Origin of the sequence: Pseudomonas brassicacearum, assembly GCF_003732265.1 — a bacterium.
In the GTDB taxonomy this organism is placed as follows: domain Bacteria; phylum Pseudomonadota; class Gammaproteobacteria; order Pseudomonadales; family Pseudomonadaceae; genus Aquipseudomonas; species Aquipseudomonas brassicacearum_D.
Map to the genome: position 1 here is coordinate 175,146 of NZ_MOBK01000001.1, position 23,683 is coordinate 198,828.

Annotated in this window: 19 protein-coding genes; 14 read left to right on the forward strand and 5 right to left on the reverse strand. The window is 60.5% G+C overall.

Features of this window, described 5'->3' with window-relative positions; translation table 11 throughout:
- Positions 1–133 precede the first annotated feature (133 nt).
- Positions 134–1,822: a SulP family inorganic anion transporter gene (locus tag BK660_RS00790; RefSeq protein ID WP_123431639.1), complete on the forward strand. Its 1,689-nt coding sequence runs from the start codon at positions 134–136 to the stop codon at positions 1,820–1,822.
- A gap of 140 nt (positions 1,823–1,962) precedes the next feature.
- The gene (ppk2, locus tag BK660_RS00795) at positions 1,963–2,781 is read left to right on the forward strand and encodes a polyphosphate kinase 2 (RefSeq protein WP_123431640.1); all 819 of its coding nucleotides are present in this window, start codon (positions 1,963–1,965) and stop codon (positions 2,779–2,781) included.
- Positions 2,782–2,804: 23 nt separating this feature from the next.
- Here ppk2 and BK660_RS00800 read toward each other — a convergent pair whose 3' ends face one another.
- Positions 2,805–3,146 carry a potassium channel family protein gene (locus BK660_RS00800; protein ID WP_123431641.1) on the reverse strand — a complete coding sequence of 114 codons (342 nt, stop codon included), beginning with the start codon at positions 3,144–3,146 and terminating at the stop codon, positions 2,805–2,807.
- A 95-nt stretch (positions 3,147–3,241) separates the two neighbouring features.
- Here BK660_RS00800 and potE point away from each other — a divergent pair, with 95 nt between their 5' ends.
- Together potE and BK660_RS00810 are read left to right on the forward strand one after the other, a co-directional pair.
- Positions 3,242–4,582, forward strand: a complete 1,341-nt coding sequence (gene potE / locus BK660_RS00805; RefSeq protein WP_123431642.1) for a putrescine-ornithine antiporter — start codon at positions 3,242–3,244, stop codon at positions 4,580–4,582.
- A 48-nt stretch (positions 4,583–4,630) separates the two neighbouring features.
- Positions 4,631–5,524 (forward strand): amino acid ABC transporter substrate-binding protein, encoded by an 894-nt coding sequence (locus tag BK660_RS00810; RefSeq protein WP_123431643.1) that lies wholly within the window; start codon positions 4,631–4,633, stop codon positions 5,522–5,524.
- Between the two features lie 126 nt (positions 5,525–5,650).
- On the opposite strand, the gene BK660_RS00815 is transcribed toward BK660_RS00810, so the two are convergent.
- Positions 5,651–5,848 carry a YbdD/YjiX family protein gene (locus BK660_RS00815; protein WP_007949127.1) on the reverse strand — a complete coding sequence of 66 codons (198 nt, stop codon included), beginning with the start codon at positions 5,846–5,848 and terminating at the stop codon, positions 5,651–5,653.
- A gap of 15 nt (positions 5,849–5,863) precedes the next feature.
- Positions 5,864–7,921 carry a carbon starvation CstA family protein gene (locus BK660_RS00820; protein WP_123431644.1) on the reverse strand — a complete coding sequence of 686 codons (2,058 nt, stop codon included), beginning with the start codon at positions 7,919–7,921 and terminating at the stop codon, positions 5,864–5,866.
- A gap of 372 nt (positions 7,922–8,293) precedes the next feature.
- On the opposite strand from BK660_RS00820, the gene BK660_RS00830 reads away from it, so the two are divergent.
- The 5 genes from BK660_RS00830 to BK660_RS00850 all read left to right on the forward strand — a co-directional run bounded on the left by BK660_RS00830 (position 8,294) and on the right by BK660_RS00850 (position 14,101).
- On the forward strand, positions 8,294–9,661 hold the full coding sequence (locus BK660_RS00830; RefSeq protein WP_123431646.1) for a cache domain-containing protein: 1,368 nt from the start codon (positions 8,294–8,296) through the stop codon (positions 9,659–9,661).
- Between the two features lie 32 nt (positions 9,662–9,693).
- Entirely contained in the window at positions 9,694–10,326 is a 633-nt protein-coding gene (locus tag BK660_RS00835; RefSeq protein ID WP_123431647.1) for a response regulator, read from the forward strand.
- An 80-nt stretch (positions 10,327–10,406) separates the two neighbouring features.
- The gene (locus tag BK660_RS00840) at positions 10,407–11,963 is read left to right on the forward strand and encodes an efflux transporter outer membrane subunit (RefSeq protein ID WP_123431648.1); all 1,557 of its coding nucleotides are present in this window, start codon (positions 10,407–10,409) and stop codon (positions 11,961–11,963) included.
- Positions 11,956–13,083, forward strand: coding sequence for an HlyD family secretion protein (locus BK660_RS00845; RefSeq protein ID WP_123431649.1), 1,128 nt, complete (start codon positions 11,956–11,958; stop codon positions 13,081–13,083). Before BK660_RS00840 ends, BK660_RS00845 begins: the two co-directional genes overlap by 8 nt.
- On the forward strand, positions 13,073–14,101 hold the full coding sequence (locus BK660_RS00850) for a DUF2955 domain-containing protein (RefSeq protein WP_123431650.1): 1,029 nt from the start codon (positions 13,073–13,075) through the stop codon (positions 14,099–14,101). Before BK660_RS00845 ends, BK660_RS00850 begins: the two co-directional genes overlap by 11 nt.
- Here BK660_RS00850 and BK660_RS00855 read toward each other — a convergent pair.
- On the reverse strand, positions 14,086–14,541 hold the full coding sequence (locus BK660_RS00855) for a YMGG-like glycine zipper-containing protein (protein ID WP_123431651.1): 456 nt from the start codon (positions 14,539–14,541) through the stop codon (positions 14,086–14,088). The two genes, BK660_RS00850 and BK660_RS00855, sit on opposite strands and share 16 nt — an antisense overlap.
- Before the next feature lie 198 nt (positions 14,542–14,739).
- Here BK660_RS00855 and BK660_RS00860 point away from each other — a divergent pair, with 198 nt between their 5' ends.
- From BK660_RS00860 to paoC, 4 genes are all read left to right on the forward strand, one after another.
- On the forward strand, positions 14,740–17,133 hold the full coding sequence (locus tag BK660_RS00860) for a DUF3772 domain-containing protein (RefSeq protein ID WP_123431652.1): 2,394 nt from the start codon (positions 14,740–14,742) through the stop codon (positions 17,131–17,133).
- A gap of 111 nt (positions 17,134–17,244) precedes the next feature.
- The gene (gene paoA / locus BK660_RS00865; RefSeq protein WP_123431653.1) at positions 17,245–17,886 is read left to right on the forward strand and encodes an aldehyde dehydrogenase iron-sulfur subunit PaoA; all 642 of its coding nucleotides are present in this window, start codon (positions 17,245–17,247) and stop codon (positions 17,884–17,886) included.
- Positions 17,883–18,839, forward strand: coding sequence for an FAD binding domain-containing protein (locus tag BK660_RS00870; protein ID WP_123431654.1), 957 nt, complete (start codon positions 17,883–17,885; stop codon positions 18,837–18,839). The genes paoA and BK660_RS00870 overlap by 4 nt, the downstream gene beginning before the upstream one ends.
- Entirely contained in the window at positions 18,836–21,031 is a 2,196-nt protein-coding gene (paoC, locus tag BK660_RS00875; protein WP_123431655.1) for an aldehyde oxidoreductase molybdenum-binding subunit PaoC, read from the forward strand. The genes BK660_RS00870 and paoC overlap by 4 nt, the downstream gene beginning before the upstream one ends.
- A gap of 171 nt (positions 21,032–21,202) precedes the next feature.
- Here paoC and BK660_RS00880 read toward each other — a convergent pair whose 3' ends face one another.
- Positions 21,203–22,111 carry a helix-turn-helix domain-containing protein gene (locus tag BK660_RS00880; RefSeq protein ID WP_123431656.1) on the reverse strand — a complete coding sequence of 303 codons (909 nt, stop codon included), beginning with the start codon at positions 22,109–22,111 and terminating at the stop codon, positions 21,203–21,205.
- A 161-nt stretch (positions 22,112–22,272) separates the two neighbouring features.
- On the opposite strand from BK660_RS00880, the gene BK660_RS00885 reads away from it, so the two are divergent.
- A complete protein-coding gene (locus tag BK660_RS00885; RefSeq protein ID WP_123431657.1) occupies positions 22,273–23,631 on the forward strand; it encodes a glutamine synthetase family protein in 1,359 nt (452 codons plus the stop codon).
- Positions 23,632–23,683: the final 52 nt, after the last annotated feature.

The window sequence follows — 23,683 nt, forward strand, 5'->3', positions numbered from 1 at the left end:
CGGGGGCGCCTGCCCTCCTCTGTGTGTTCTCGATCAACTGCATTTTCTGTCACTGCACGCCGCCGTTCAGGCGCCGCGTGGGCGATGGAATAGGGATTTAACGCGGCATGAAAAGTTTGGGTTGGAGCACTTCATGAACCAACAACGTAGCGGCAAGGACGATTCCCTGTTACCAGAGTGGCTTGGCAACTATCAACAAGGCTGGTTGAAAGGCGATGCCATCGCGGGATTGACCGCCGCAGCCGTGGTCATTCCCAAGGCACTGGCCTACGCCACCATTGCCGGCCTGCCGGTCCAGATCGGCCTCTATACCGTGTTGGTGCCGATGGCGATCTATGCCGTGCTCGGCAGTTCACGCCCGCTCAGCGTCAGTACCACCACAACCCTTGCCATCCTGGTCGCCTCCGCACTGGGCCAGGTCAGTCCGTCCGGTGATGCGGCAACCCTGATTGTTGCCTCCGCCACGCTGGCCTTGATGGTCGGTGCCATCTTGGTCCTGGCCGGGATAATGCGCCTCGGCTTCGTTGCCAACTTCATTTCAGACCCGGTGCTGGTGGGTTTCAAGGCCGGCATCGGGATTGTCATCGTGCTCGATCAACTGCCCAAATTACTCGGCATCCATATCGAAAAAGGTGGTTTTTTTCACAACGTCATCGCCACTGTTGAAGGGTTGGGTCATGCCTCATTGCCGACCGTGGCCGTCGGTGTGTTCATGGTGCTGATTCTGATCGGCATGAAGCACTTCACCCCGCGATTGCCCGCACCGCTGATTGCGGTGGCGCTCGGCATTCTCGGCATGAGTGTGCTGAATCTGGAGCAACTGGGTGTGTCGGCCGTGGGCGTCGTTCCAATCGGGTTGCCCGAATTGACGCTGCCCGACTGGTCGATCGCGTCGCAACTTTGGCCATCGGCCCTGGGTATTGCGCTGATGAGCTTTACCGAAACCATCGCGGCGGGACGAGCATTTGCCCGCAGTGATGAACCCGCGCTGCAGCCCAACCGTGAGTTGGTGGCGACAGGGTTAGCCAACATCGGCGGTGCATTGCTGGGGGCCATGGCCGCCGGCGGTGGGACCACCCAAACCGCCGTCAACCGCTTGGCCGGTGCGCAATCACAACTGGCGGGGTTGATCACGGCCGGACTGGCGCTGGGGACTTGCCTTCTGCTCGCACCGTTCATTGGCCTGATGCCCAATGCCACGCTCGCCGCCGTGGTGATCGTGTATTCGATTGGGCTGATCCAGCCTTCGGAATTTCGCGAGATTCTTTCGGTACGCCGCACAGAATTTATCTGGGCGCTGGTGGCACTGGTCGGGGTCATGCTGCTCGGCACGCTGCAGGGTATCGTCGTGGCAATCATTGTTTCGTTGCTGGCGCTGGCCTACCAGGTCTCGGACCCGCCCGTGCACAAATTGGGGCGCAAACCGGGCACCAATGTGTATCGCCCGCCCTGCGCCGAGACTGAGGACGAACACTTCGAGGGGTTGCTGATGCTGCGGCCTGAAGGTCGCATTTTCTTTGCCAACGCCGAACGACTCGGTTCGAAAATTCGCTCGTTGATCGTGGCGGCAGCGCCCAGCGTTGTGATTCTCGATCTGCGCAGTGTTTTCGACCTGGAGTACACCGCTTTGAAAATGCTCACGGCGGCCGAACAGCGTTTGCGAGAAAGAGGCATTTCGTTGTGGCTGGTGGGCATGAGTCCCAGTGTTTACGCGATGGTTATTCATGCTCCGTTGGGCGTCGCATTGGGTGATACGCGGATGCTGCCCAATCTGGAGCAGGCCGTTGCGGATTATCAGCACCCACAAAGAGATCAACCGTGATTTCGCGAGCGGCCCGGAAGGCGAATGACCTGCGTCATCTTGACCTTGCTAATTTGAACTACCCTCTATTCGCAAGCCGCACCGGGAATTCGCAACCGGCACACACCCTATTCAAGACCACCAGAGGTTGAAGCATCGCGATGAAAAAAACCAATCGTGAAATAGCCGATTCTGCGGAGAGAAAAGCCGACACGCTTAGCCGCAAAGACTACGAAAAACAGCTCAAGACCCTGCACGTCGAAATGGTCAAGTTGCAGCAGTGGGTGGTCGCCACCGGGGCCAAGGTCGTGATTGTTTTCGAAGGCCGCGACGGTGCCGGCAAGGGCGGCACGATCAAGGCGTTGACCGAGCGCGTCAGTCCGCGGATTTTTCGTGTGGTGGCCTTGCCGGCACCGTCCGAACGAGAAAAAAGCCAGATGTACCTGCAACGCTACATGCCGCACTTTCCGGCGGCCGGCGAGGTCGTGATCTTCGATCGCAGCTGGTACAACCGCGCGGGCGTCGAGCGGGTCATGGGGTTCTGCGACGAGAAGCAGGTCACCGACTTTTTAACGCTGGCACCGTCGTTCGAACGTCTCATGGTCAATTCCGGCGTGCTGCTGTTCAAGTACTGGCTGGAAGTCAGCCCTGAAGAACAGACCCGGCGGCTCAAGGAGCGCATCACCGACGGGCGCAAGATTTGGAAACTGTCACCGATGGACATCAAGTCCTACAACCGTTGGGACGACTACACACGAGCCCGTGACGATATGTTCGAAGCCACCGACACCGACTGGGCACCCTGGAACGTCGCCCGCTCCGAGGACAAGAAATCCGTACGGCTCAACGTACTGACTCACTTGCTGGGGAATATCCCCTATAAGAAGGTCAAGCAAGAAAAAGTCAGCCTGCCAAAACGCAAAATCGGCAGCTACAAGGCGGCCAATTACCCGTTCAAATACATCGCTGAACCCTACTGAGGGCCCAGCGCGATGCGACGGCCTTATTCCTCGGATTTGGCCGCTCGCGCGGTCTCTTCGATGGCGCGGATACTGACGGCGGCAAAGATGGCCGTCATCAGAACGCCATTAAAACCCAGCAACACTGCAAGGACACGCGAGATGGGCGTTTTGGGTACCAGGTCGCCGTAGCCGATGGTCAACCCGGTCACGAACCCGAAGTAGATACCGTCAAACGGCCCCCACCCTTCCAGGTAGGCGATGATCAGACCGAACAGCACGATCGTAAACAACAGGATTGAGAAAATCGGCCAAACAACACGAATGTAGAACCACACTGTTTTGTAAAACTCGCGACGGACGTGCTTTGCATGAGATTGCGTCATGACATGGGCTTCCTGAAGTTGAGCTTGGCGACATCTGAGTGCGTGGTGCAGTAACACCTGACAGCTTGGCACAAGTGCGGAAAAAGGAGTTTTTGATGGCCGACTCAAGCAAAAAAATGAGCCTTGTGGGGCTCACTACTCTGGTGATGGTCAACATGATGGGATCGGGCATCATCATGTTGCCGACCAGCATGGCCCAGCTCGGGGCCATTTCATTGCTGTCCTGGATCGTCACGGCCATTGGCTCCATGGCCATCGCCTACTGCTTTTCCCAATGCGGCATTTACTGTCAGCGCCCGGGCGGGTTATCCGCCTACACCGAAGAAGCGCATGGCAAGTCCGGGTTCTTCCTCTGTTCGTACCTGTACTTCCTGTCGCTGGCCATTGCCAACGTCGCGGTCGCTATCTCGGCCGTGGGTTACATGACCTCGTTCCTGCCCTGGCTGGGCACGGGCGCGATCCCACTGTTCATCGGCACGGTCGGCCTGCTGTGGCTGACCACCGTCGCCAACTTCGGTGGCCCCGGCATCACCGGCAGGATCGGTGCGATTACCGTCTGGGGGGTGATTATCCCGGTGGCCGGCCTGAGCATCATTGGCTGGTTCTGGTTCAAACCGGAGATATTGGTGTCCGCCTGGAACCCGAATAACCTTTCCAACGCCGATGCGATCAGCAGTGCGATTCCATTGACCCTCTGGGCGTTTCTGGGCATGGAGTCCGCAGCGCAAGCCAGCGACGCCGTTGAAGATCCCAAGCGCACCGTACCGCTGGCCTGTCTGTTCGGCACGCTCGGTGCGGCGGTGGTCTACGTGCTGTCGACGACCGTTATCCAGGGCATCATTCCCAATGAACAACTGGCCAACTCCTCGGCCCCCTTCGCGCTGGTGTACGCGCAAATGTTCAACCCCACGGTCGGCACCATCATCATGGCGCTGGCGGTAATGGCGTGCGTAGGCTCGCTGCTGGGTTGGCAGTTCACCCTGGCACAAACGGCGAAAATGACCGCCGACCAAGGGATGTTTCCGAAACTGTTCAGCAAGCTCAACAGGCACAACGCCCCTCTCATGGGCATGCTGGTGTGTGGTGTGTTGCAGACGCTGATGGCCCTGTCGACCATTTCACCCAATGCCGCGGCCCAGTTCGGCAAACTGGTCAATCTTGCCGCCGTGACCAACCTGATTCCTTACGTGACGGCGCTGACCGGGTTGCTGGTCATGATGTACAAGGCGCGGGTTTCGTCAGCGGTTTACTTGCGCAATACCCCTGTGTTGCTGATCGCCATCGCCTATTCGTTGTACGCCCTGCACTCGTGCGGCAAGGACGCTGTGTTCGGGGGCGCCCTTGTGCTGGTGTTCGGCTACCCGCTGTATGGCTGGCTCGCCAAGCGCTTTGCCGTTATGCCTGCCACCGACCCCGCCAGGAACGACACCCCTTAGGCCTGGTTTCTGGACGGTACTGACATCTGAACTCGGGGGAATCAGGACATGAACGCACAACGAAACAAAACCATCGCACTGCTCTTTGCCTGCCTGCCGTTGCTGGCCAGTGCCGACACACTTGAACGGGTGCGTTCAAGCAATACGTTGACCCTCGGCTACCTGCCGGATTTCGCCCCTTTTAGCATCAAAGTGGGCGACAAGGTCCAGGGTTATGCCATCGGTCTTTGCGACAAAATCGCCGACAAGGTCAAGGCCGAACTGGGCTTGCCCGAACTGCAGGTGAGTTACCAGCCTGTCACCGTCGCCGATGAAATCACTGCGGTCAGCTCGGGCAAGGTCGACCTCCTCTGCACGCCAACACCGCCAACACTGGAACGACGCAAGACAGTGAGCTACTCGGTGCCCATTTACACCGCTGGCCTCTCGGCGGTGGTGCACCAGGATGCCCCGGCAACGCTTTTGGATGTGCTCAACGGCAAAGTCGCTCACACCGGACCCACCTGGCGTGCCACCGTCAACCGTGGTCTGTCCAGCCAGACTTACGTCACCACGGCGGGAGGCGTGACCGAGGCGTGGATTCGTCAGCAGATGCACTTGCTGGGCGTGGTCGCCACACTGATCACGGTCGACACCACCGCCGACGGGCTCGAGTTGGTCGCCAAAGGCAAAGCCGATGCCATGTTCAGCGAACGGATGATGCTCAGGAACCTCCTCGACAGCCATTACCCGACCGGTAATCTGGTGCTGCTGGAACGTATTTTCGAGTACGCCCCGACGGCCATGGCGGTGCCACGAGACGATGAAGATTTCCGCTTGCTGGTCGACACCACGCTGAGTGAAATGTACCGCTCCGGCGAGATTGAACAGGCTTACGATAAGTACCTGGGAGGCGCCAGCGACACGACCAGAAAGCTGTTCAAGGTTTATGGGCTGCCTTAGCGCCGGTGACTGTCCTTCGGCTCTTGGGCGGGTGCCGTAAACCATTTTCCCCCGTCAGCGAGCAGCAAAAAAAAACAGGAGCGCGGCAAGCCGGGCTCCTGTTTTTTTTCATCCGGACTTAGTGCATCAACAGCACTTGGGCCCAGCCTTGCTGCCGTATCGAGCTTCCTGGCGTTCCCGGAAGAACACCTCGTAGCTCATCACCGGTTTGTCCGGGTGCTTGTTCTGCATGTGCTCGACGTAGGTGTCGTAGTCCGGCATGCCCACCATCAGGCGTGCGGCCTGACCGAGGTATTTACCGAGACGACTCAGGTCATTGAACATCAATACCCTCCTCCATCAAGCCTGTGGAATGGCCTGGAATGGCGCTTCTTTATCCGTACGTTCCTTGGTTCCCCAGGCGGCGATGCCGACCTTGAGGGCAAAGAACAGAATGCTGAAGACCACGAACAGGAACAGCGCCGTCAGCGTTGCGTTGGTGTAGGCATTGAAGATCACGTGCTGCATCTGGTCAATGCTTTTGGCCGGGGCCAACACCTGACCGTTGGCCAGCGCGTCGCTGTATTTCTTCGCCAGGGCGAGGAAACCAATCGCCGGGTTCGCATCGAACAGCTTGATGAAGCCTGCGGTCACGGTGCAGATCAGCAGCCAGACGGCTGGCAGCATGGTCACCCAGATGTAGCGCTGGCGCTTCATTTTGATCAGCACAACCGTTGCCAACATCAGCGCGATACCGGCCAGCATCTGGTTGGAGATACCGAACAGCGGCCACAAGGTGTTGATCCCGCCCAGCGGGTCGATCACGCCCTGGTACAGCAAGTAACCCCACATTGCCACGCAACCCGCGGTGGCGATCAGGTTGGCAGGCCAGGAATCGGTGCGTTTCAGCGCCGGCACGAAGGAACCGAGCAAATCCTGGAGCATGAAACGACCAGCACGGGTACCGGCATCGACCGCCGTCAGGATGAACAGCGCTTCGAACAGAATCGCGAAGTGGTACCAGAACGCCATGGTGTTTTCACCCGGCAGGACGTGGTGCAGGATCTGCGCGATACCGACCGCCAGGGTCGGCGCACCGCCGGCACGGGCGAGGATGGTGGTTTCACCGATGTCCTTGGCCACCGCTTGCAGGGCTTCCGGGGTAATTGCAAAACCCCAGCTGCTGACGGTTTGAGCGACGGAGACAACATCCGCGCCGACCAACGCCGCCGGGCTGTTCATCGCAAAGTACACACCCGGCTCGATCACCGAAGCGGCAACCATGGCCATGATGGCGACGAAGGATTCCATCAGCATGCCGCCGTAACCGATGTAACGGGCATGACCTTCACTGGCCAGCAGCTTCGGCGTGGTGCCGGAAGCGATCAGCGCATGGAAACCCGACACCGCGCCACAGGCGATGGTGATGAACAGGAACGGGAACAAGCCGCCTTTCCACACCGGCCCGGTGCCATCGATGAACTGAGTCAACGCGGGCATTTTCAGGTCAGGCATGGTGATCAGAATGCCGATCGCCAGGGCCACGATGGTGCCGATTTTCAGGAAGGTCGACAGGTAGTCACGGGGTGCCAGGATCAGCCACACCGGCAATACCGCCGCGACAAAACCGTAACCGATCAACATCCAGGTGATCTGGATGCCAGTGAACGTAAAAGCCTTGGCCCACACCGGATCAGCCGCAATCTGCCCACCGAGCCAGATCGAACCGAGCAGCAACGCCACGCCGACCACGGAGATTTCACCGATGCGACCCGGACGGATGTAGCGCATGTAGATGCCCATGAACATCGCAATCGGGATGGTCGCCATCACCGTGAAAATGCCCCATGGGCTCTCGGCCAGGGCCTTCACCACGATCAGTGCCAGCACCGCGAGGATGATGATCATGATCAGGAAGCAGCCAAACAGCGCGATGGTGCCAGGGATGCGGCCCATTTCTTCACGGACCATGTCGCCCAGCGAACGACCGTTGCGGCGAGTGGACATGAACAGGACCATGAAGTCCTGAACCGCACCGGCCAGCACCACGCCGGCGATCAGCCACAGCGTACCGGGCAGGTAGCCCATTTGTGCCGCCAGGACCGGCCCGACCAGCGGACCCGCACCGGCAATGGCCGCGAAGTGGTGACCGAACAGCACGTGTTTATTGGTCGGCACGTAGTCCAGGCCATCGTTATTGATGACCGCGGGCGTGGCACGATTGGGATCGAGTTGCATCACCTTGGTGGCGATGAACAGACTGTAGTAACGATAGGCAACGAGGTAGATAGCGACAGCTGCGACTACGATCCAGAGGGCGTTGATCGCTTCGCCGCGGCGCAGGGCCACGACACTTAGCGCAAACGCTCCCAGAACAGCCACGGCAAACCAGGCGAGGTGTTTAGCCAGACGGGGCATAGCGTGTCTCCTGCCGACAGCCAGTGACTGCGGCGGTAATTTTTATAATTGTGTCCGCGGTGCGGAGCTGGCCCAATATCCCCGCATGCCGTCTACAAATAAATCCGCGTTACTACGTACGTGCTGACTACGTAGTTCTACGTAGACGGAGTTGATCCCCTGTGGGAGCGGGCTTGCTCGCGAAAGCGGTCCGTCAGTTGGCATTGATGTTGACTGACACACCGCTTTCGCGAGCAAGCCCGCTCCCACAGGGGGTTTTGTGTTTCAACTCGCGGACACCCCGGTCATTCCGTCCAGCAGCGCTACTGGAAATAGCCCTCTTTGGCCTATGATGCCGGCCTTCGCCCTTCTTCGGTCCGGTCTGGAGCCAAGATGCAGCTCAAACACAAAATCGTCGCGCTCGGGATTCTGCCGTTGGTATTGGCCATCGCGGTGATCTGTGGGTTGGTGATTTCCCTGAACCGCCAACTCGGCGATCAACAGGCCCAGCTGATTGAAGACAGCATTCTGGCCAGCAAGCGTGCCGAACTGAAAAACTACGTGGAAATGGCGCAAAGCCTGATCGCTCCGCTGTACGACGACGGCCACGGCGACGCGCATGCCCAGCAGCAAGTCCTCGAAGAACTGCGCAAGCTCAGCTTCGGCATCAACGGCTATTTCTTCGTCTACGACCGCGAAGGTCGCAGCCTGATGCACGCACGCCAGACCGAACTGGTAGGCAAATACCTGTGGGACATGAAAGACCCGCACGGCTTGCCGGTGATCCAGGCGCTGCTCAAAAGTGCGCAATCGGGCGAAGGCTTTCAGCGTTACGCCTGGAACAAACCCTCCTCCGGCCAAGTCACCGACAAACTCGCCTACGTGGTGATGCTCGATCGTTGGGGCTGGATGCTTGGCACCGGTATTTACCTGGAGGACGTCGAACGCGCCACCCAGCAGGCCCGTGACGAAGTGGCTCAGGGCATCCGCAAGACCATGCTGGCGATTGCCGTGGTGGCGCTGGTGGCGGTGCTGTTTGTGTTCGCCAGCGGCATGACGCTGAACGTCAGCGAGCATCGCCTGGCGGATAAAAAATTGCAGCGCCTGACCCAGCGTATCGTCAGCCTGCAGGAAGAGGAACGATCCCGGGTCTCCCGCGAGCTGCACGACGGCATCAGCCAGTTGCTGGTGTCGATCAAGTTTCGCTTCGAACTGGCCAGCCATCTGCTGGAAAACCAACAGGGCCATGACAAGGGCTTGAGCACGCTGAAGGACGCCACCGAACGCCTGGGCGAAGCCATTGGCGAAGTCCGCAGCCTCTCCCACGACCTGCGTTCGTCCTTGCTCGACACCTTGGGCTTGCCGGCCGCCATCGGCCAACTCGCCGCCGAATTCGAGCAACGCAGCGGCCTGAAAGTGACGTATGACGACAACGAATTCGACTGTCACCTGGTCGACGGTGCGGCCGTCGCGCTGTTCCGGATCGTGCAAGAAGGCCTGACCAATATCGAACGCCACGCCCAGGCGAAAAACGTTTCCATTACCCTGCACGGCGCTGAACAATCGGTACGCCTGAGCGTGGTGGATGACGGGATCGGCTTCAATGTCGCCCAGGTCGAACGTCGCCACGCGGGCATCGGCCTGCGTAACATTCGTGAACGGGTCGAGCACTTTGGCGGACGTTTCGAGCTGATATCGATCCCCGGCAGAAGTGAACTGGACGTGCAGCTGCCGATGAAAGAGCCCGCAACAAAACGCTGACTCAGCCCTTACAACAAGAGTGAACACCCGCGATGAACCTGCCCTACCCGATCCGCGTCGCCCTGGTCGACGATCATTCCCTGGTCCGTGACGGGATCAAAGCGCTGCTGGCGGTCATGGCGCCCCTGGAAGTGGTGGGCGAAGCCGAAAGCGGCGCGCAGGCGATCGAGATGGTCGGGCGCTGCCAGCCGGACCTGTTGCTGGTCGACATCAGTTTGCGCGACATGAACGGTCTCGAACTGACGCGAGTGTTACGCAGCCAGTACCCGACGCTGAAAGTCCTGGTGCTGAGCATGTACGACAATAATGAATACGTGAGCGAGTCCGTGCGTGCCGGCGCCAGCGGCTATGTGCTGAAGAACTCGCCCTCGCGGGAAATCATTGCGGCCATCGAAGCCATTGCCAGCGGTGGCACCTTCTACAGCGCCGAAATCGCCCAGCGCCTGATCGCCGATAAAAGCACCGACAACGAGCTGACCCCACGCGAGAGCCAGGTCCTGTACAAAATGGCTCAAGGCCTGAACAACAAGGAAATGGCCCGGGAGCTGGACATCAGCGTGCGCACGGTCGAAACCCATCGCTTGAGCATTCGTCGCAAACTCAACATCGACAAACCGGCGGCGCTGGTCAAATACGCGATCGATCACGGGATTATTTCACGCTAGGAAAAAATCCGCCGCCAGCCACTCTACAGTTCATACAGCCGTCTATGCTCCAGTGATCTTTCTTGGCTGGACACGGAACTATGCTTCCAAGTCGGTCCCCGCTGGTGCAACCGGGCTACCTCATCCTGCTGGGTGCGCTGGCCCTGAGCGGCTGCATTAAGCTGGGCCCGGACTTCCAGCCGCCGGGTGAAGAATGGATCAAGCATTGGGACACTCCGTCCCTTGAGCAATCCAGCCAACGCGGGGCGAATCCGGATCTGCGCGAGTGGTGGAGTGTCTTCAACGACCCGGTGCTCGATCAACTGATTGCGCAAGCGGATGCTCACAACTCCAGCCTTAAAATCGCCGGTTTGCGCGTCATGGAGTCCCGCGCCCAACTGGGCATTGCGCAAAGCACGCTGTACCCGCAACTGCAGCAAGTGAGCGCCGACAGTGTGTACGTCAAACGTCACCAATACGGTGGCAACAATCCGCAGGACAATAATTTCTGGCAACACAGTGGCGGGTTTGACATCGGCTGGGAGCTCGACTTCTGGGGACGTTTCGCCCGCGCCATCGAATCCGCCGATGCGCTGTATTTTTCTGCCCAGGCCAACTACGAAGACGCGCTGGTCTTGCTGCGCGCCCAAGTGGCGGATACTTATTATTTGCTGCGCACCACCGAAGCCCGTCTACGCGTCGCCCGTGAAAACGCCAAGCAGCAAAAGCGCAACTTCGAGATCACCGAGAAACTGTTCAAGAGCGGCCAGGATGCCGAGCTCGATCTGCAACAGGCCAAAACCCAGTATTTGGGCACACTGGCCAGTATTCCCAACCTCCAGGATCAGTTGCAACGCACGCGTAACGCCCTGGCCGTGCTGATCGGGCAACCGCCGGGCGGGCTGCCGCAGGTGATCGAGAATGACAGCCTGGTGCCGCTGGTCGATCGCGCCGTACTGCAAGATGTGCCCGCCAGCCTGCTGCTGCGTCGGCCTGACGTGCGCGCCGCCGAACTCAATGTGGCCGCCCAGGGTGCGCTGATCGGCGTGGCCGAAAGTGATTTCTATCCGTCGCTGACGTTGCTCGGCAGCATCGTCTGGTCAACTGACACAATCCACGGCACGTCCAGCAGCCTGGACCTGGTCGGTGGTCCCAGCCTGCGCTGGAATGTGTTCGATTACGGGCAGATCACCAACAACGTGCGCGTGCAGGACGCTCGGTTGCAGGAGTTGATCGAAGCCTACCGCGACAAGGTTCGCCAGGCCGCACGCGAGGCTGATGATGCGGCCAACGGGCTGATCCAGTCGCTGGAAAGCGAACGCATCCTGCGTGAAGCCGGCGGCGCCGCCAAGCGCTCGCTGACGCTGGCCAGCGTGCAATTTCGCGAAGGCTACTCCGACTTCCAGCGGGTGCTCGACGCGCAACGGGCGCTGCTCGAACAACAGGACAATTACCTGATCGCCCGCGGCAATGCGGTCAGCAATGTCATCGCCCTCTACAAGGCTCTGGGCGGTGGTTGGTACTCCACCCTCCCGCGTGTCGACCCGGCCACCCGCCATCTGATGGAACAACGTACGGACTGGGGCAACATGCTGGATGAGCCTGCCGCCGACCTGCCCGCTTTCCCGATACCCGCCAAGGACATTAACCATGAGTGACGCCGCGCAGCCCTCCCCCAACGCCGCCGAGCCCGTGGCGGCCGATCCGGCGAAAAAAGGCATCAAATGGGTATTGCTGCTGATCATCCTGAGCCTGGTCTGGTACTTGTTGGCTGACCGTTTCACGCCCTATACGCAACAGGCGCGGGTCGGCGCATTCGTCATTCCGGTGGCGTCGGAAGTCGCGGGCCGGGTAATCCGGGTAAACGTTCACAACAATCAGATCGTCAAGGCCGGCGACGTGGTTTTCGAGGTGGATCCGGCCCCCTACAAGATTGCCGTCGACCGCGCCCGCGCCGACCTTGAGACAACCCGCCGGCAGTTGGGCGCCAGCACCGCGGGGATTGCCTCGGCGCAAGCAGCCTTGCGCGCCGCCCAGGCCAACGAAACCAAGGCCCGCCAGGAGAATCAGCGTCTGGAAGGGTTGTATCGTGAAGACCCGGGGACCATTTCCGTGCGCGTTCTGGACGCGTCCCGCACCAGCCGCGAAGCCGCGATCAGTCAAACAGCTGCCGCGCGCGCCGAGGTAGAGCGTGCAAAAGAAACGGAAGGTGGCGGCGAAGACGTCAACGCGAAACTGCGCAGCGCCGCCGGGGCACTGGAAAAAGCCGAACTGGACTTGTCCAACACGCAGACACGGGCACGCTCGGCGGGGTTGATCACGGACCTGCGCACCGACGTTGGGCAATTCGCCGCCGCCGGCAGCCCGGTGATGACCCTGATCACTATTCAGGACATCTGGATCACGGCCGACATGACCGAGAACAACCTCGGTCTGGTGCGGCCCGATACGCCAGTGTCCATTGTCCTCGACGCGGTGCCGGGTGAAGTCTTCGAGGGCCATGTACGCAGTGTCGGTTATGGGATCAGCGTCGGGCAGCCAACCCCGCCCGGCACCCTGCCCGGCATACAAAACAGCCGGGACTGGCTGCGACCGGCCCAACGGTTCCCGGTGATCATCGAGTTTTCCGAGCAGTCCATGAGCAAACTGCTAGGCAGCGGGAACATTCGTGCCGGCGGCCAGGCTGAAGTCATGGCCTTCCCTTCACCGGGCAATTGGCTCAATCCGCTCGGCCGGGTCTTTTTAGGGATGATGAGCTGGCTGTCCTATGCCTACTAAACGCACGCCACGGGCGCAACGTGCGTTGCGGTTGGCCAGCGGCGCGGCACTGTGCCTGGCGGTCAGTTTCGGCCTGGCGCTGCCGATCCCGTTTCTCGCGCCCGTGCTGTGCCTGCTGCTCCTGGCTTCGGTCAATCGCCCGCTGCCGTTCAAGGCGGCGATCGTGCTCGCCCTGGTGGCGATGCTGACTACGGGTATCGGTCTGCTATTGATCCCGATCCTGCGTTACTACCCGTTGACCGGCGTGCTGTTGGTCACGGTCAGCCTGTTCCTGGTCTTTCGTTGGGGGCTCAGTGGCGGTAACAACCTGATCGTGACCTTGCTGGTGATGGGGCTGACGATGATCTCTTCGGCGGGCGTTGCCGAATTCGACCTGGCGGCAATGGTCATCGGCGCGCTGGTCAAAGGGTTGTTGCTGGCGGTGATGGTCATTGCGATCAGTCACTGGATCTTCCCTGAACCGGCCAATGCGCCCTCGCCGCCCGCCGCCCCACCGCCGGAAGGTGCAGAAGCCAGTCGGATTGCGCTGCGTGCCACCTTGATTGTCTTGCCGACATTCCTGCTGGCGATGATCGACCCGGCGGCCTACCTGCCGATCATCCTGAAAGCGGTCGGCCTCGGTCAGCAATGCTCAACCACCAGCGCGCGCAATGCCGGGCGTGAGCTGCTCGGCGCGACCTTGCTCGGCGGCTTGCTGGCCATCCTGTTCTGGTGTGCACTGAGCCTGTTTGTACACCTGTGGATGTTCTTCCTGTGGATGCTGCTGTTCGGCCTGTTCCTGGCGCGCAAGCTGTATGCCCTGAGCCCGAGCCGCTATGGCCCGGGGTTGTGGCTCAACACCTTTATCACCCTGATCATCCTGCTGGGCCAGTCCGTGCAGGACAGCGCCTTGGGCAAAGACGTCTACACCGCCTTCGCCGTGCGCATGGGACTGTTCATCGCCGTCACGCTGTACGCCTGCGTGATGGTTCGCTTGCTTGACCGACCAACACCGGCACCGGCTCAGGGATTGACCTGATACCCCTTGCCTTGCAGGCAACTGGTATAGGCCGTCTGGCTGTTGGCTGTGCTGGTTTTCTCATTAGCCCGACGTTCCTGGCGCTGCTTCGAACCACCCACCACGACACCGGCCGCTGCCGCCCCTTTGGCTTGATTCTGCCGGTATTCCTGCTTCACGTTGTCATTGGCGTTGTCGTAAAACTCGTCGTGCTGACGCCCGCGCGCATCGGCTGCAACGGCACCGGCGGCGGCACCCACCGCGGCCCCCTTCACTCTTCCTCCGGAAGGCGACGTGTCGGTCGAGGCCGCCTGACTGGCCGCAATGCTCTGGCATTCATTGATATCCAGTTGAGTCTGTTGCGAACTCTGGCCTTTGGTCGGCACCACGGTTTGCGCCCAGCCCTGGGCAGCTGAAACCGATAACGCGACACACAGACCGATGGAAGACAACTTAGTCATGATGACCTCCTGCGCAGTTCCGAGCAGTCCGTTGACCACCCTCCCGCGCTTGATTGAGCATCAAGAAGTGTAGATCAGCCATCACCCGCCTCAGGGTCCTTATGTCGATTGCGGCCCGTCAAGATGAAACTTTTCGATCGTTTTGGCCTGATGACCTAACCTCATAGGCTGAGTGACCCACAACAGAGCCGAACGCCTATGCGTCATGCATTGATGTCAGTGATTTTCGTCGCGTTCACCCTGCTGGTGCCCAGTGGCGCAGCGCTGCCTGCCGACGATCCGACACCGTCTTCAATCATTGCGCCAAACGCTGCGCCAGCAGCGGTGTCCACCAGTGAACTGCAAGGCCTGCAATTACGCCTGGACCTGATCAAACAGCGGGTTTCACTGGCCAATAACATCACCATGATGGTCGGCCTGCAAGATTCCGTTCAGTCGTTTATCAATGACGTGGACAACCTGCAGTCATCCCTGCTGCCCGAACAGAAACAACTGCAAGCGCAACTTGATGTGCTGAGCGGTCCGGTTTCCCTGGGGGGCGAGGCCGTCGAGCAGTCGGATATCACCACACAACGCGCCGTTCTTTCCGAGCAAAAGAAAGTCGTCGATGCCAGCTTGAAAACCCTCGCCGCGCTGAGAGGCAGTGCCGTCGACCTCATCACTCAGATTGCCAGTATTCGGCGCAGCCTTCTGGAAAGTGAAGTCACGCTGCGCAGTGGCAGCATCCTGGGGCGGGATTTTTGGGAACCGTTGATTAATCCACTACCGGAGGATCGCCTGCGGCTCATAAATTTCATTGAGCAAGCCGGCAACACCCTTGCCGCCGCCTGGCAACCCGGCAAGCGTTTGTCGGCAGTCTTGCTGATGGTGCTGGCCTTTGTCATCTGGATCTGGGGCCGCAGACTGGCTGATCGTGGGCTGACCTGGATTTGCATCCATCGCCTGCCTGAGGGGCGATTGCGGCGAAGCACGCTGGCACTGGCGTCTGTCGTGGCCACGGTGTTGACCACGGCCTGTGCGTTGCAACTGCTGTTTTACGCGCTCACGCGAGAACTGCCGTTGTCGCCGATGATCCAGAACTTCGCCGAGGAATTCGAAAGGGTGGTCTATACCTGCGTGCTGATCACCGGGTTGAGCCGCGCGTTGCTGGCCAACCAGCATCCCTCCTGGCGACTGCCCGCTATTGACGACTCCGTCGCGGAGGCCATTGAGCCCTACCCCAAAATACTGGCCGCCACCCTGCTGGTGATGGCGTCGGGGGCTCAAATCACCAATGTCGCCGGCATGAGCGGCCCCACCTTGCTGTTGGGACGAGGCTTGATCGCGCTGGTGGTCGCGGTGATCTTCACCCTGCTGTTCCGCCGCGCCAGTCACGCCCGCAGAGTCCTGGCAGCCGCCGGCGACACCCCTGAATCGGGCACCGCACTGGCGGGCCTGATTTACACCTGCACGATCATTGCGCTGGTCATTTCGTTCTTCGCTTTGCTGATCGGCTACGTCTCCCTGGCAAGGTTCATCACCTACGAATTGGTCTGGGGCTTTATCGTCCTCTCCGGTTTCTACATGCTGATCCAGTTGCTCAAGGACAGTTGCGAATACCTGTTCTCACCCAAGAGCGCGAGCGGCAAGGCGATCAAACAGTTACTGGGGATGGGCGATGTGCGCCTTGAGCAAGCCCAGATCATATTGTCCGGGGCCGGTCGTGCAACGTTAATACTGTTGGCGGTCATTTCGCTGTTTGTCGGCGGCGTGGGCACCACGTTCGGACAACTGGTGGCTCAGGCGATGTCGATCCTCGGCGGCGACGGCTTGCGCAAACTGAACATCATTCCGGGTCATTTGCTCAATGCCATCATGGCGCTGTTCATTGGTATCTACCTGATACGGGCCCTGTGTCGCTGGCTGGATAACGAGTTCCTGCCGAAAACCGACATGGACCCCGGCATGTGTGCCTCGCTGAGCACCCTGTTCGCCAACATCGGCTACGCCCTGGTGATCCTGCTGACCCTGCAATCGCTGGGCATTGAATGGACTAACCTGGCATGGATCGTCAGCGCCCTGTCGGTGGGTATCGGTTTCGGCTTGCAGGAAATCGTCAAGAACTTCGTCTCCGGCCTCATCCTGCTGACCGAGCGTCCGGTCAAGGTCGGCGACCTGATCAGCATCAGCGGCGTCGAGGGTGATATCCGCCGCATCAACGTCCGGGCCACCGAAATACAACTCGCCGACCGCTCGATTGTGATCGTGCCCAACTCCCAGTTGATCTCGCAAAACCTGCGCAACGTGACGCTGGGTGGCAGTGCCCAAGGCGTGGCGAGCCTGGAGTTGATGTTCCCGCTGGACATCGACCCGGAGCAGGTAAAAGACCTGCTGTACGAGACCTACCAAGAGAACGAGAACATCCTCGATAAACCGGCGACGTTCGTACGCTTCAGCAAACTCAGCCCGGATGGCATTACCTTGACCATCACCGGTTACGTCAGCAGCCCGAGAATTGTCGGCATCACCAAAAGCGACCTGTTGTTCGAGATTTTGAAGCGCCTGGGCGCGGCGGGCATTGAACTGGCCAAACCGCCGCCCTCTGCGGATTGATGAGCGCTGCTCATAACTCTATAGACGAATTACGCAAAAACATTCGCCGCTCAGGCGGGTCACTCTTTCTGTGAGCCTTTGGCAACGCCCAAACACACAGGAATCGAATCAATGGACAACCGTGCCCCGCTACCGCTTTCCAGACGCACCTTCCTGATCGTCGGCGTCGTGACGGCGACAGCCATGGTGCTGCCGCCCTTTATCTCGGCCAAAGCCTGCGCCGCCAATGCCGCGCAGCCGATCAAGTCGGCCGTGTCCCTGTCGGTCAATGGCGAACAGCGCACCCTGGACCTCGACACCCGCACCACGCTGCTCGATGCGTTGCGCGAACACTTGCAGCTCACCGGCACCAAAAAAGGCTGCGACCATGGCCAGTGCGGTGCGTGCACAGTGATCGTCGATGGCCGGCGCATCAATGCTTGCCTGACGCTGGCCGTGATGCACGATGGCGCCAAGGTCACCACCATCGAGGGCTTGGGCACGCCTGAAAAGCTCCATCCGATGCAGGCCGCGTTCATCAAGCACGACGGTTACCAATGCGGGTATTGCACGCCGGGGCAGATCTGCTCGGCGGTCGCGGTGCTGGAAGAAATTCGCGCCGGCATTCCGAGTCACGCCAGTGCCAGCCTGACCGATTCGCCCCGACTGATCGCCAGTGAATTGCAGGAACGCATGAGCGGCAACATCTGCCGCTGTGGCGCGTACTCCAACATCATCGAAGCGATCACCGAAGTCGCGGAGGCCAACGTATGAGGCCCTTCACTTACCTGCGAGTCAAATCCCCCGCCGAAGCCGCTGCGCTGGCGGCTCAGGTCAACGGCTCCCGGTTTATCGCCGGCGGCACCAACCTGCTCGACCTGATGAAGCTGGACATCGAAACCCCCACGCACCTGATTGATGTCAACGGGTTGGCGCTGGACCGGATCGAAGCCACGCCCGAAGGGGGTCTGAGAATCGGTGCCTTGGTCCGCAACACCGACCTCGCCGCCGACGCCCGGGTTCGCAAGGACTACGCGCTGCTGTCCCGCGCCCTCCTCGCCGGCGCTTCCGGCCAGTTGCGCAACAAGGCGACCACCGCAGGCAACCTGTTGCAACGCACGCGCTGCCCGTATTTCTACGACACCAATCAGGCCTGCAACAAGCGCCAACCCGGCAGTGGCTGCGCAGCCATCGGGGGTTTCAGTCGCTCGCTGGGCATCATCGGCGTGAGCGATGCCTGTATCGCCACGCACCCCAGCGACATGGCCGTGGCCATGCGTGCGCTGGATGCACAGGTGGAAACCGTACGCCCGGATGGCTCGACCCGTGTGATTGCCATCGCCGATTTCCATCGATTGCCGGGTAACACGCCGAACATCGAAACCACATTGGCGGCCAATGAGCTGATCACCGCCGTCACCCTGCCGGCGCCACTCGGCGGCACGCACATTTATCAAAAGGTTCGAGACCGTGCTTCGTACGCGTTTGCGCTGATTTCCGTGGCGGCCGTCATCCAGCCGGACGGCAGCGGCCGCGTCGCACTGGGCGGCGTGGCGCACAAGCCCTGGCGCGTCGAAACGGCTGAAACGGCAATGCCACAAGGCGCCAAAGCCGTGGCGGATCAGTTGCTCACCGGCGCGACACCCACCCCGGAAAACGCCTTCAAACTCACCCTGGTCGAGCGCACGCTCGCGTCGGTCATGGCACAAGCGAGGACTCACGCATGAAATTCGACACCCTCGCCACCACCAATCCCATCGACCAGATGAAAGTGGTTGGCAAACCGACCACCCGCATCGAAGGGCCGTTGAAGACCACCGGCTCGGCGCCTTATGCCTACGAACACCATGACGTGGCGCCGAACCAGGCGTATGGCGTGGTGGTCGGTTCGGCCATCGCCAAGGGACGCATTGCGTCGATGAACCTTGAAGAGGCGCAGTCCGCGCCGGGCGTGATCGCCATAGTCACGGCCAGCAACGCCGGCAAGCTGGGCAAAGGCAAATACAACACCGCTAAACTGCTTGGAGGTCCTGAGATCCAGCATTACCACCAGGCGGTGGCGCTGGTGGTAGCAGATACTTTCGAACAGGCACGGGCCGCTGCGCAGCGGCTCGACATCCAGTACGTCAGCAGCGAGGGTGCCTTCGATCTGGCCAGCGTTCGCAACTCCGGCGCACCGACCCAAGAGGCGCCGGACACCACCCATGGTGACTTCGGCGCCGCGTTCGCGGCCGCGCCGGTGCAGTTTGATGCGACCTATACCACCCCGGATCAAGGCCATTCAATGATGGAGCCCTTTGCCTCGATCGCTTCATGGACGGGCGATCAACTGACCGTGTGGACCTCGAATCAAATGATCGACTGGTCGGTGACGGACCTGGCGACCACGCTCGGTATCCCGAAGAAAAATGTGCGCCTGATTTCGCCCTACATCGGCGGTGGCTTTGGTGGAAAACTGTTCTTGCGCTGCGACGCGGTCCTCGCCGCGCTAGGCGCGCGCCTGGCCGGTCGGCCGGTGAAAGTAGCGCTGGCACGGCCGATGATGTTCAACAATTCGACCCACCGCCCGGCCACGATCCAGCGCATTCGCATAGGCACCACCGCGGACGGCAAGATCACCGCCATGGGCCATGAAAGTTGGTCCGGCGACCTGCCCGGCGGCAAACCCGAACTGGCCGCGCAACCGAGCAAATTGTTGTATGCCGGGGACAATCGCTTGGTGTCGATTCGCCTGAGCACGCTTGACCTGCCGGAAGGCAACGCCATGCGCGCACCCGGTGAAGCACCGGGGCTGATGGCGCTGGAAATCGCCATGGACGAGATGGCCGAGAAACTCAAACTCGACCCCATCGAGTTTCGGATCCGCAACGACACTCAGGTCGATCCGGTCGACCCCAAACGCCCATTCTCCCAGCGGCAATTGATCGAATGCCTGCGCACCGGCGCCGCACGATTTGGCTGGGACAAACGTCATCCACAACCGGGCACGCAACGCGAGGGGCGCTGGCTGATCGGCATGGGCGTCGGCGTCGCGTTTCGAAATAACCTGCAGGTGAAGTCGGGGGCACGGGTGCGTCTGGATGCCAGTGGAACGGTGACCGTGGAAACCGACATGACCGATATCGGCACCGGCAGCTACACAATCATCGCCCAGACCGCCGCCGAGATGATGGGCGTCGGCCTTGATGATGTGGTGGTGCGGCTCGGCGATTCGAGCTTTCCGGTGTCCTCCGGTTCTGGCGGTCAGTTCGGCGGCAATTGCTCGACAGCAGGCGTGTACGCGGCGTGCGTCAAACTGCGCGAAGCGGTCGCGCAACAACTGGGCGTCAACGTGGAAGAGGCGGTGTTTGCCGGCGGTGAAGTACACGCGGGCGGCAACACCTATGCGCTGCACGATGCGGCCACCGCCGGCGAAATCGTCGCCGAGGACTCCATCGAATTCGCCGAGTTGAGCAAGCAATACCAGCAGTCCACCTTCGGCGCGCACTTTGTCGAAGTCGCGGTCGACAGCGCCACCGGCGAAACCCGTGTGCGGCGGATGCTCGCGGTGTGCGCGGCCGGGCGGATTCTCAACCCGACCTCGGCGCGCAGTCAGGTGATCGGTGCGATGACCATGGGTGTCGGCGCGGCGTTGATGGAAGACCTGGTGGTCGATAAACGCCTGGGCTTTTTCGTCAACCACGACCTGGCCGGCTACGAAGTGCCGGTGCATGCGGACATCCCGCATCAGGAAGTGATTTTTCTCGACGAAACCGACCCGGCCTCCTCGCCCATGAAAGCCAAGGGCGTTGGTGAGTTGGGCTTGTGCGGTGTCAGCGCGGCGATTGCCAATGCGATCTACAACGCCACCGGCGCGCGCGTTCGGGAGTACCCGATCACGCTGGACAAGATATTGCTGAAGCTGCCGCCGATGATTTGATCAGCAGTGGCACAATCCTGTAGCAGCTGGCGAAGCCTGCGTCCGCCTGCGCAGCAGTCGTGAAATCAGGCGACGCGGTGCATCAGGGAGTCCGCGTATTCAGGGTTTACGACTGCTTCGCAGCCGGACGCAGGCTTCGCCAGCTGCTACAGGGGGCTGTTTGCCCCCTTTTCAGCGTTGGCCGCAGCGCTTGAGTGTTTCACTCGGCAACTCCTTGAACAGCGCCCGATAACTGCTGGAAAACCGCCCCAAATGCCAGAACGACCAGTTCATCGCGACTTCCGCAACGGTGGTCTCATGGGGCGCACGGCTAAGCAATTCACGGTGTGCGCTGTTGAGCCTGCGCAGCCGTAGCCAATGAGTCGGCGTCATCCCGGTGAAGGCCTTGAATGCCTGCTGCAACTGGCGCAGCGACACCCCGGCGACCTGGGAAAGTTCGAGCAGATTGAGGGTTTCTTCCGGGGAATCGGCGGCCCACTCGCCGATGCGTTTCATGATCGCGCGCTCTACGGTGCGGCGCTGTAAGCCGCCCCGGTCGAGGCACACGCAGGCGTTGTCGAGGATGTACAAACAGTCCTCCAGCAACTGCTGCGTCAAGGCTTCCTTGCTCGGTGGGTCGAGGGTTTCTCCCAGGCGGGTCAGCGTGCCGCTCAACCAGCGGCTGAACAAGGCGTTCTGCCCCGAGTTCAGCGGCGACATGAACAACCCTTCCAGCCGCTCCACGTCCAGACCCTGTCGTTGAACGAACTCCGGGCCGAACACCACGGCGATTTCCTGGTAGTTCTCGGGGGTGATCCAGATGTTACGGCTTTCACCATTGAGCAGGTAAAGCGCGTTGTCGCTGCGATCGAAACAGAACGCCAGCGCCCCCTGTGGCGCGCTGAAATTCTGCTCGACCCGGGTGTTCATCTGTTCTTCGTAGATCTCCACGCCCTGCAAGTCCAGATAGCGCACACGCCCGGCGAAATGTCCCGGTGACATCTGCTGATAGTGCTGGACCCAACCCGGCGTGGCGCGGATTTGCTCGGCGACATCTTCGGTGTTGAACGCTTGAACCTGGATCGGACTGGACGCTGACATGGGTGACCTTACGCACTCGTTTGGTGCGTTTTGGTGCTGCTTAAAGTGGATAGATGGAACCGCAAGGCTCGCCCAAGATAGTCGTCAACGCGTCTCAGGGGAAGAGTGCGGTGGATGAAACCGCCCTCCCCGACGTTAATAAAACCAATAACGAGGTCTTTATGAATGTCCCTTTCGATCAGCTGTTCACTTGGCTGAAAGATCACAAGATTACCGAAGTCGAGTGTGTGGTCAGCGACTTGACCGGCATTGCACGCGGCAAGATTGCACCCACCAACAAGTTCCTGCATGAGCGAGGCATGCGCCTGCCGGAAAGTGTGCTTTTGCAAACGGTAACCGGGGACTTTGTCGACGACGACATCTACTACGACCTGCTCGACCCGGCCGACATCGACATGGTCTGCAAGCCGGACCCGAATGCGGTCTACGTGATTCCATGGGCCATCGAGCCGACCGCCATCGTCATCCACGACACCTTCGACAAGTTCGGCAACCCGATCGAATTGTCGCCGCGCAACGTGCTGAAGAAAGTGCTGCAGTTGTACACCGACAAAGGCTGGCGGCCGATTGTGGCGCCGGAAATGGAGTTCTACCTGACCCAGCGTTGCGAAGACCCGGACTTGCCACTCAAGGCGCCGATGGGCCGTTCTGGCCGCGCGGAAAGCGGTCGTCAGTCGTTTTCCATTGATGCCGCCAACGAATTCGATCCGCTGTTCGAAGACGTCTACGACTGGTGTGAACTGCAAGGCCTGGACCTCGACACCTTGATCCACGAAGACGGCCCGGCGCAGATGGAAATCAACTTCCGTCACGGCGACGCGCTGGACCTGGCGGACCAGATCACCGTGTTCAAGCGCACCCTGCGTGAAGCTGCGCTCAAGCACAACGTTGCAGCGACGTTCATGGCCAAGCCGATTGGCGATGAGCCCGGCAGCGCCATGCACATCCACCAGAGCGTGGTCGATATCGCCACCGGCCAGCCGATCTTCGCCGATGCCGATGGCAACATGAGCGAGTTGTTCCTGCACCACATTGGCGGTCTGCAAAAGTACATCCCCAAAGTACTGCCGATGTTCGCGCCTAACGTGAACTCGTTCCGCCGCTTCCTGCCGGACACCTCGGCGCCGGTCAACGTCGAATGGGGCGAAGAAAACCGCACCGTCGGTTTGCGGGTGCCGACCTCGTCGCCGGACGCGATGCGCGTGGAAAACCGCCTGCCGGGCGCCGACGCCAACCCGTACCTGGCGATTGCCGCCAGCCTGCTGTGCGGTTACCTGGGCATGGTCGAGCGCGTCGAGCCGAGTGCCGGGGTGCAAGGGCGCGCCTATGAACGTCGCAACCTGCGCCTGCCGATCACCATCGAAGACGCCCTGACCCAGATGGAAGAGTGCGACACCGTCGAGCGTTATCTGGGCAGCAAGTTTGTTCGCGGTTATGTCGCGGTCAAGCGTGCGGAACACGAGAACTTCAAGCGCGTGATCAGCTCCTGGGAACGTGAGTTCCTGATGATGAGCGTCTAGTCCGTAAGGGCCCCATCGCGAGCAAGCTCGCTCCCACAGGGGAATGCATTTC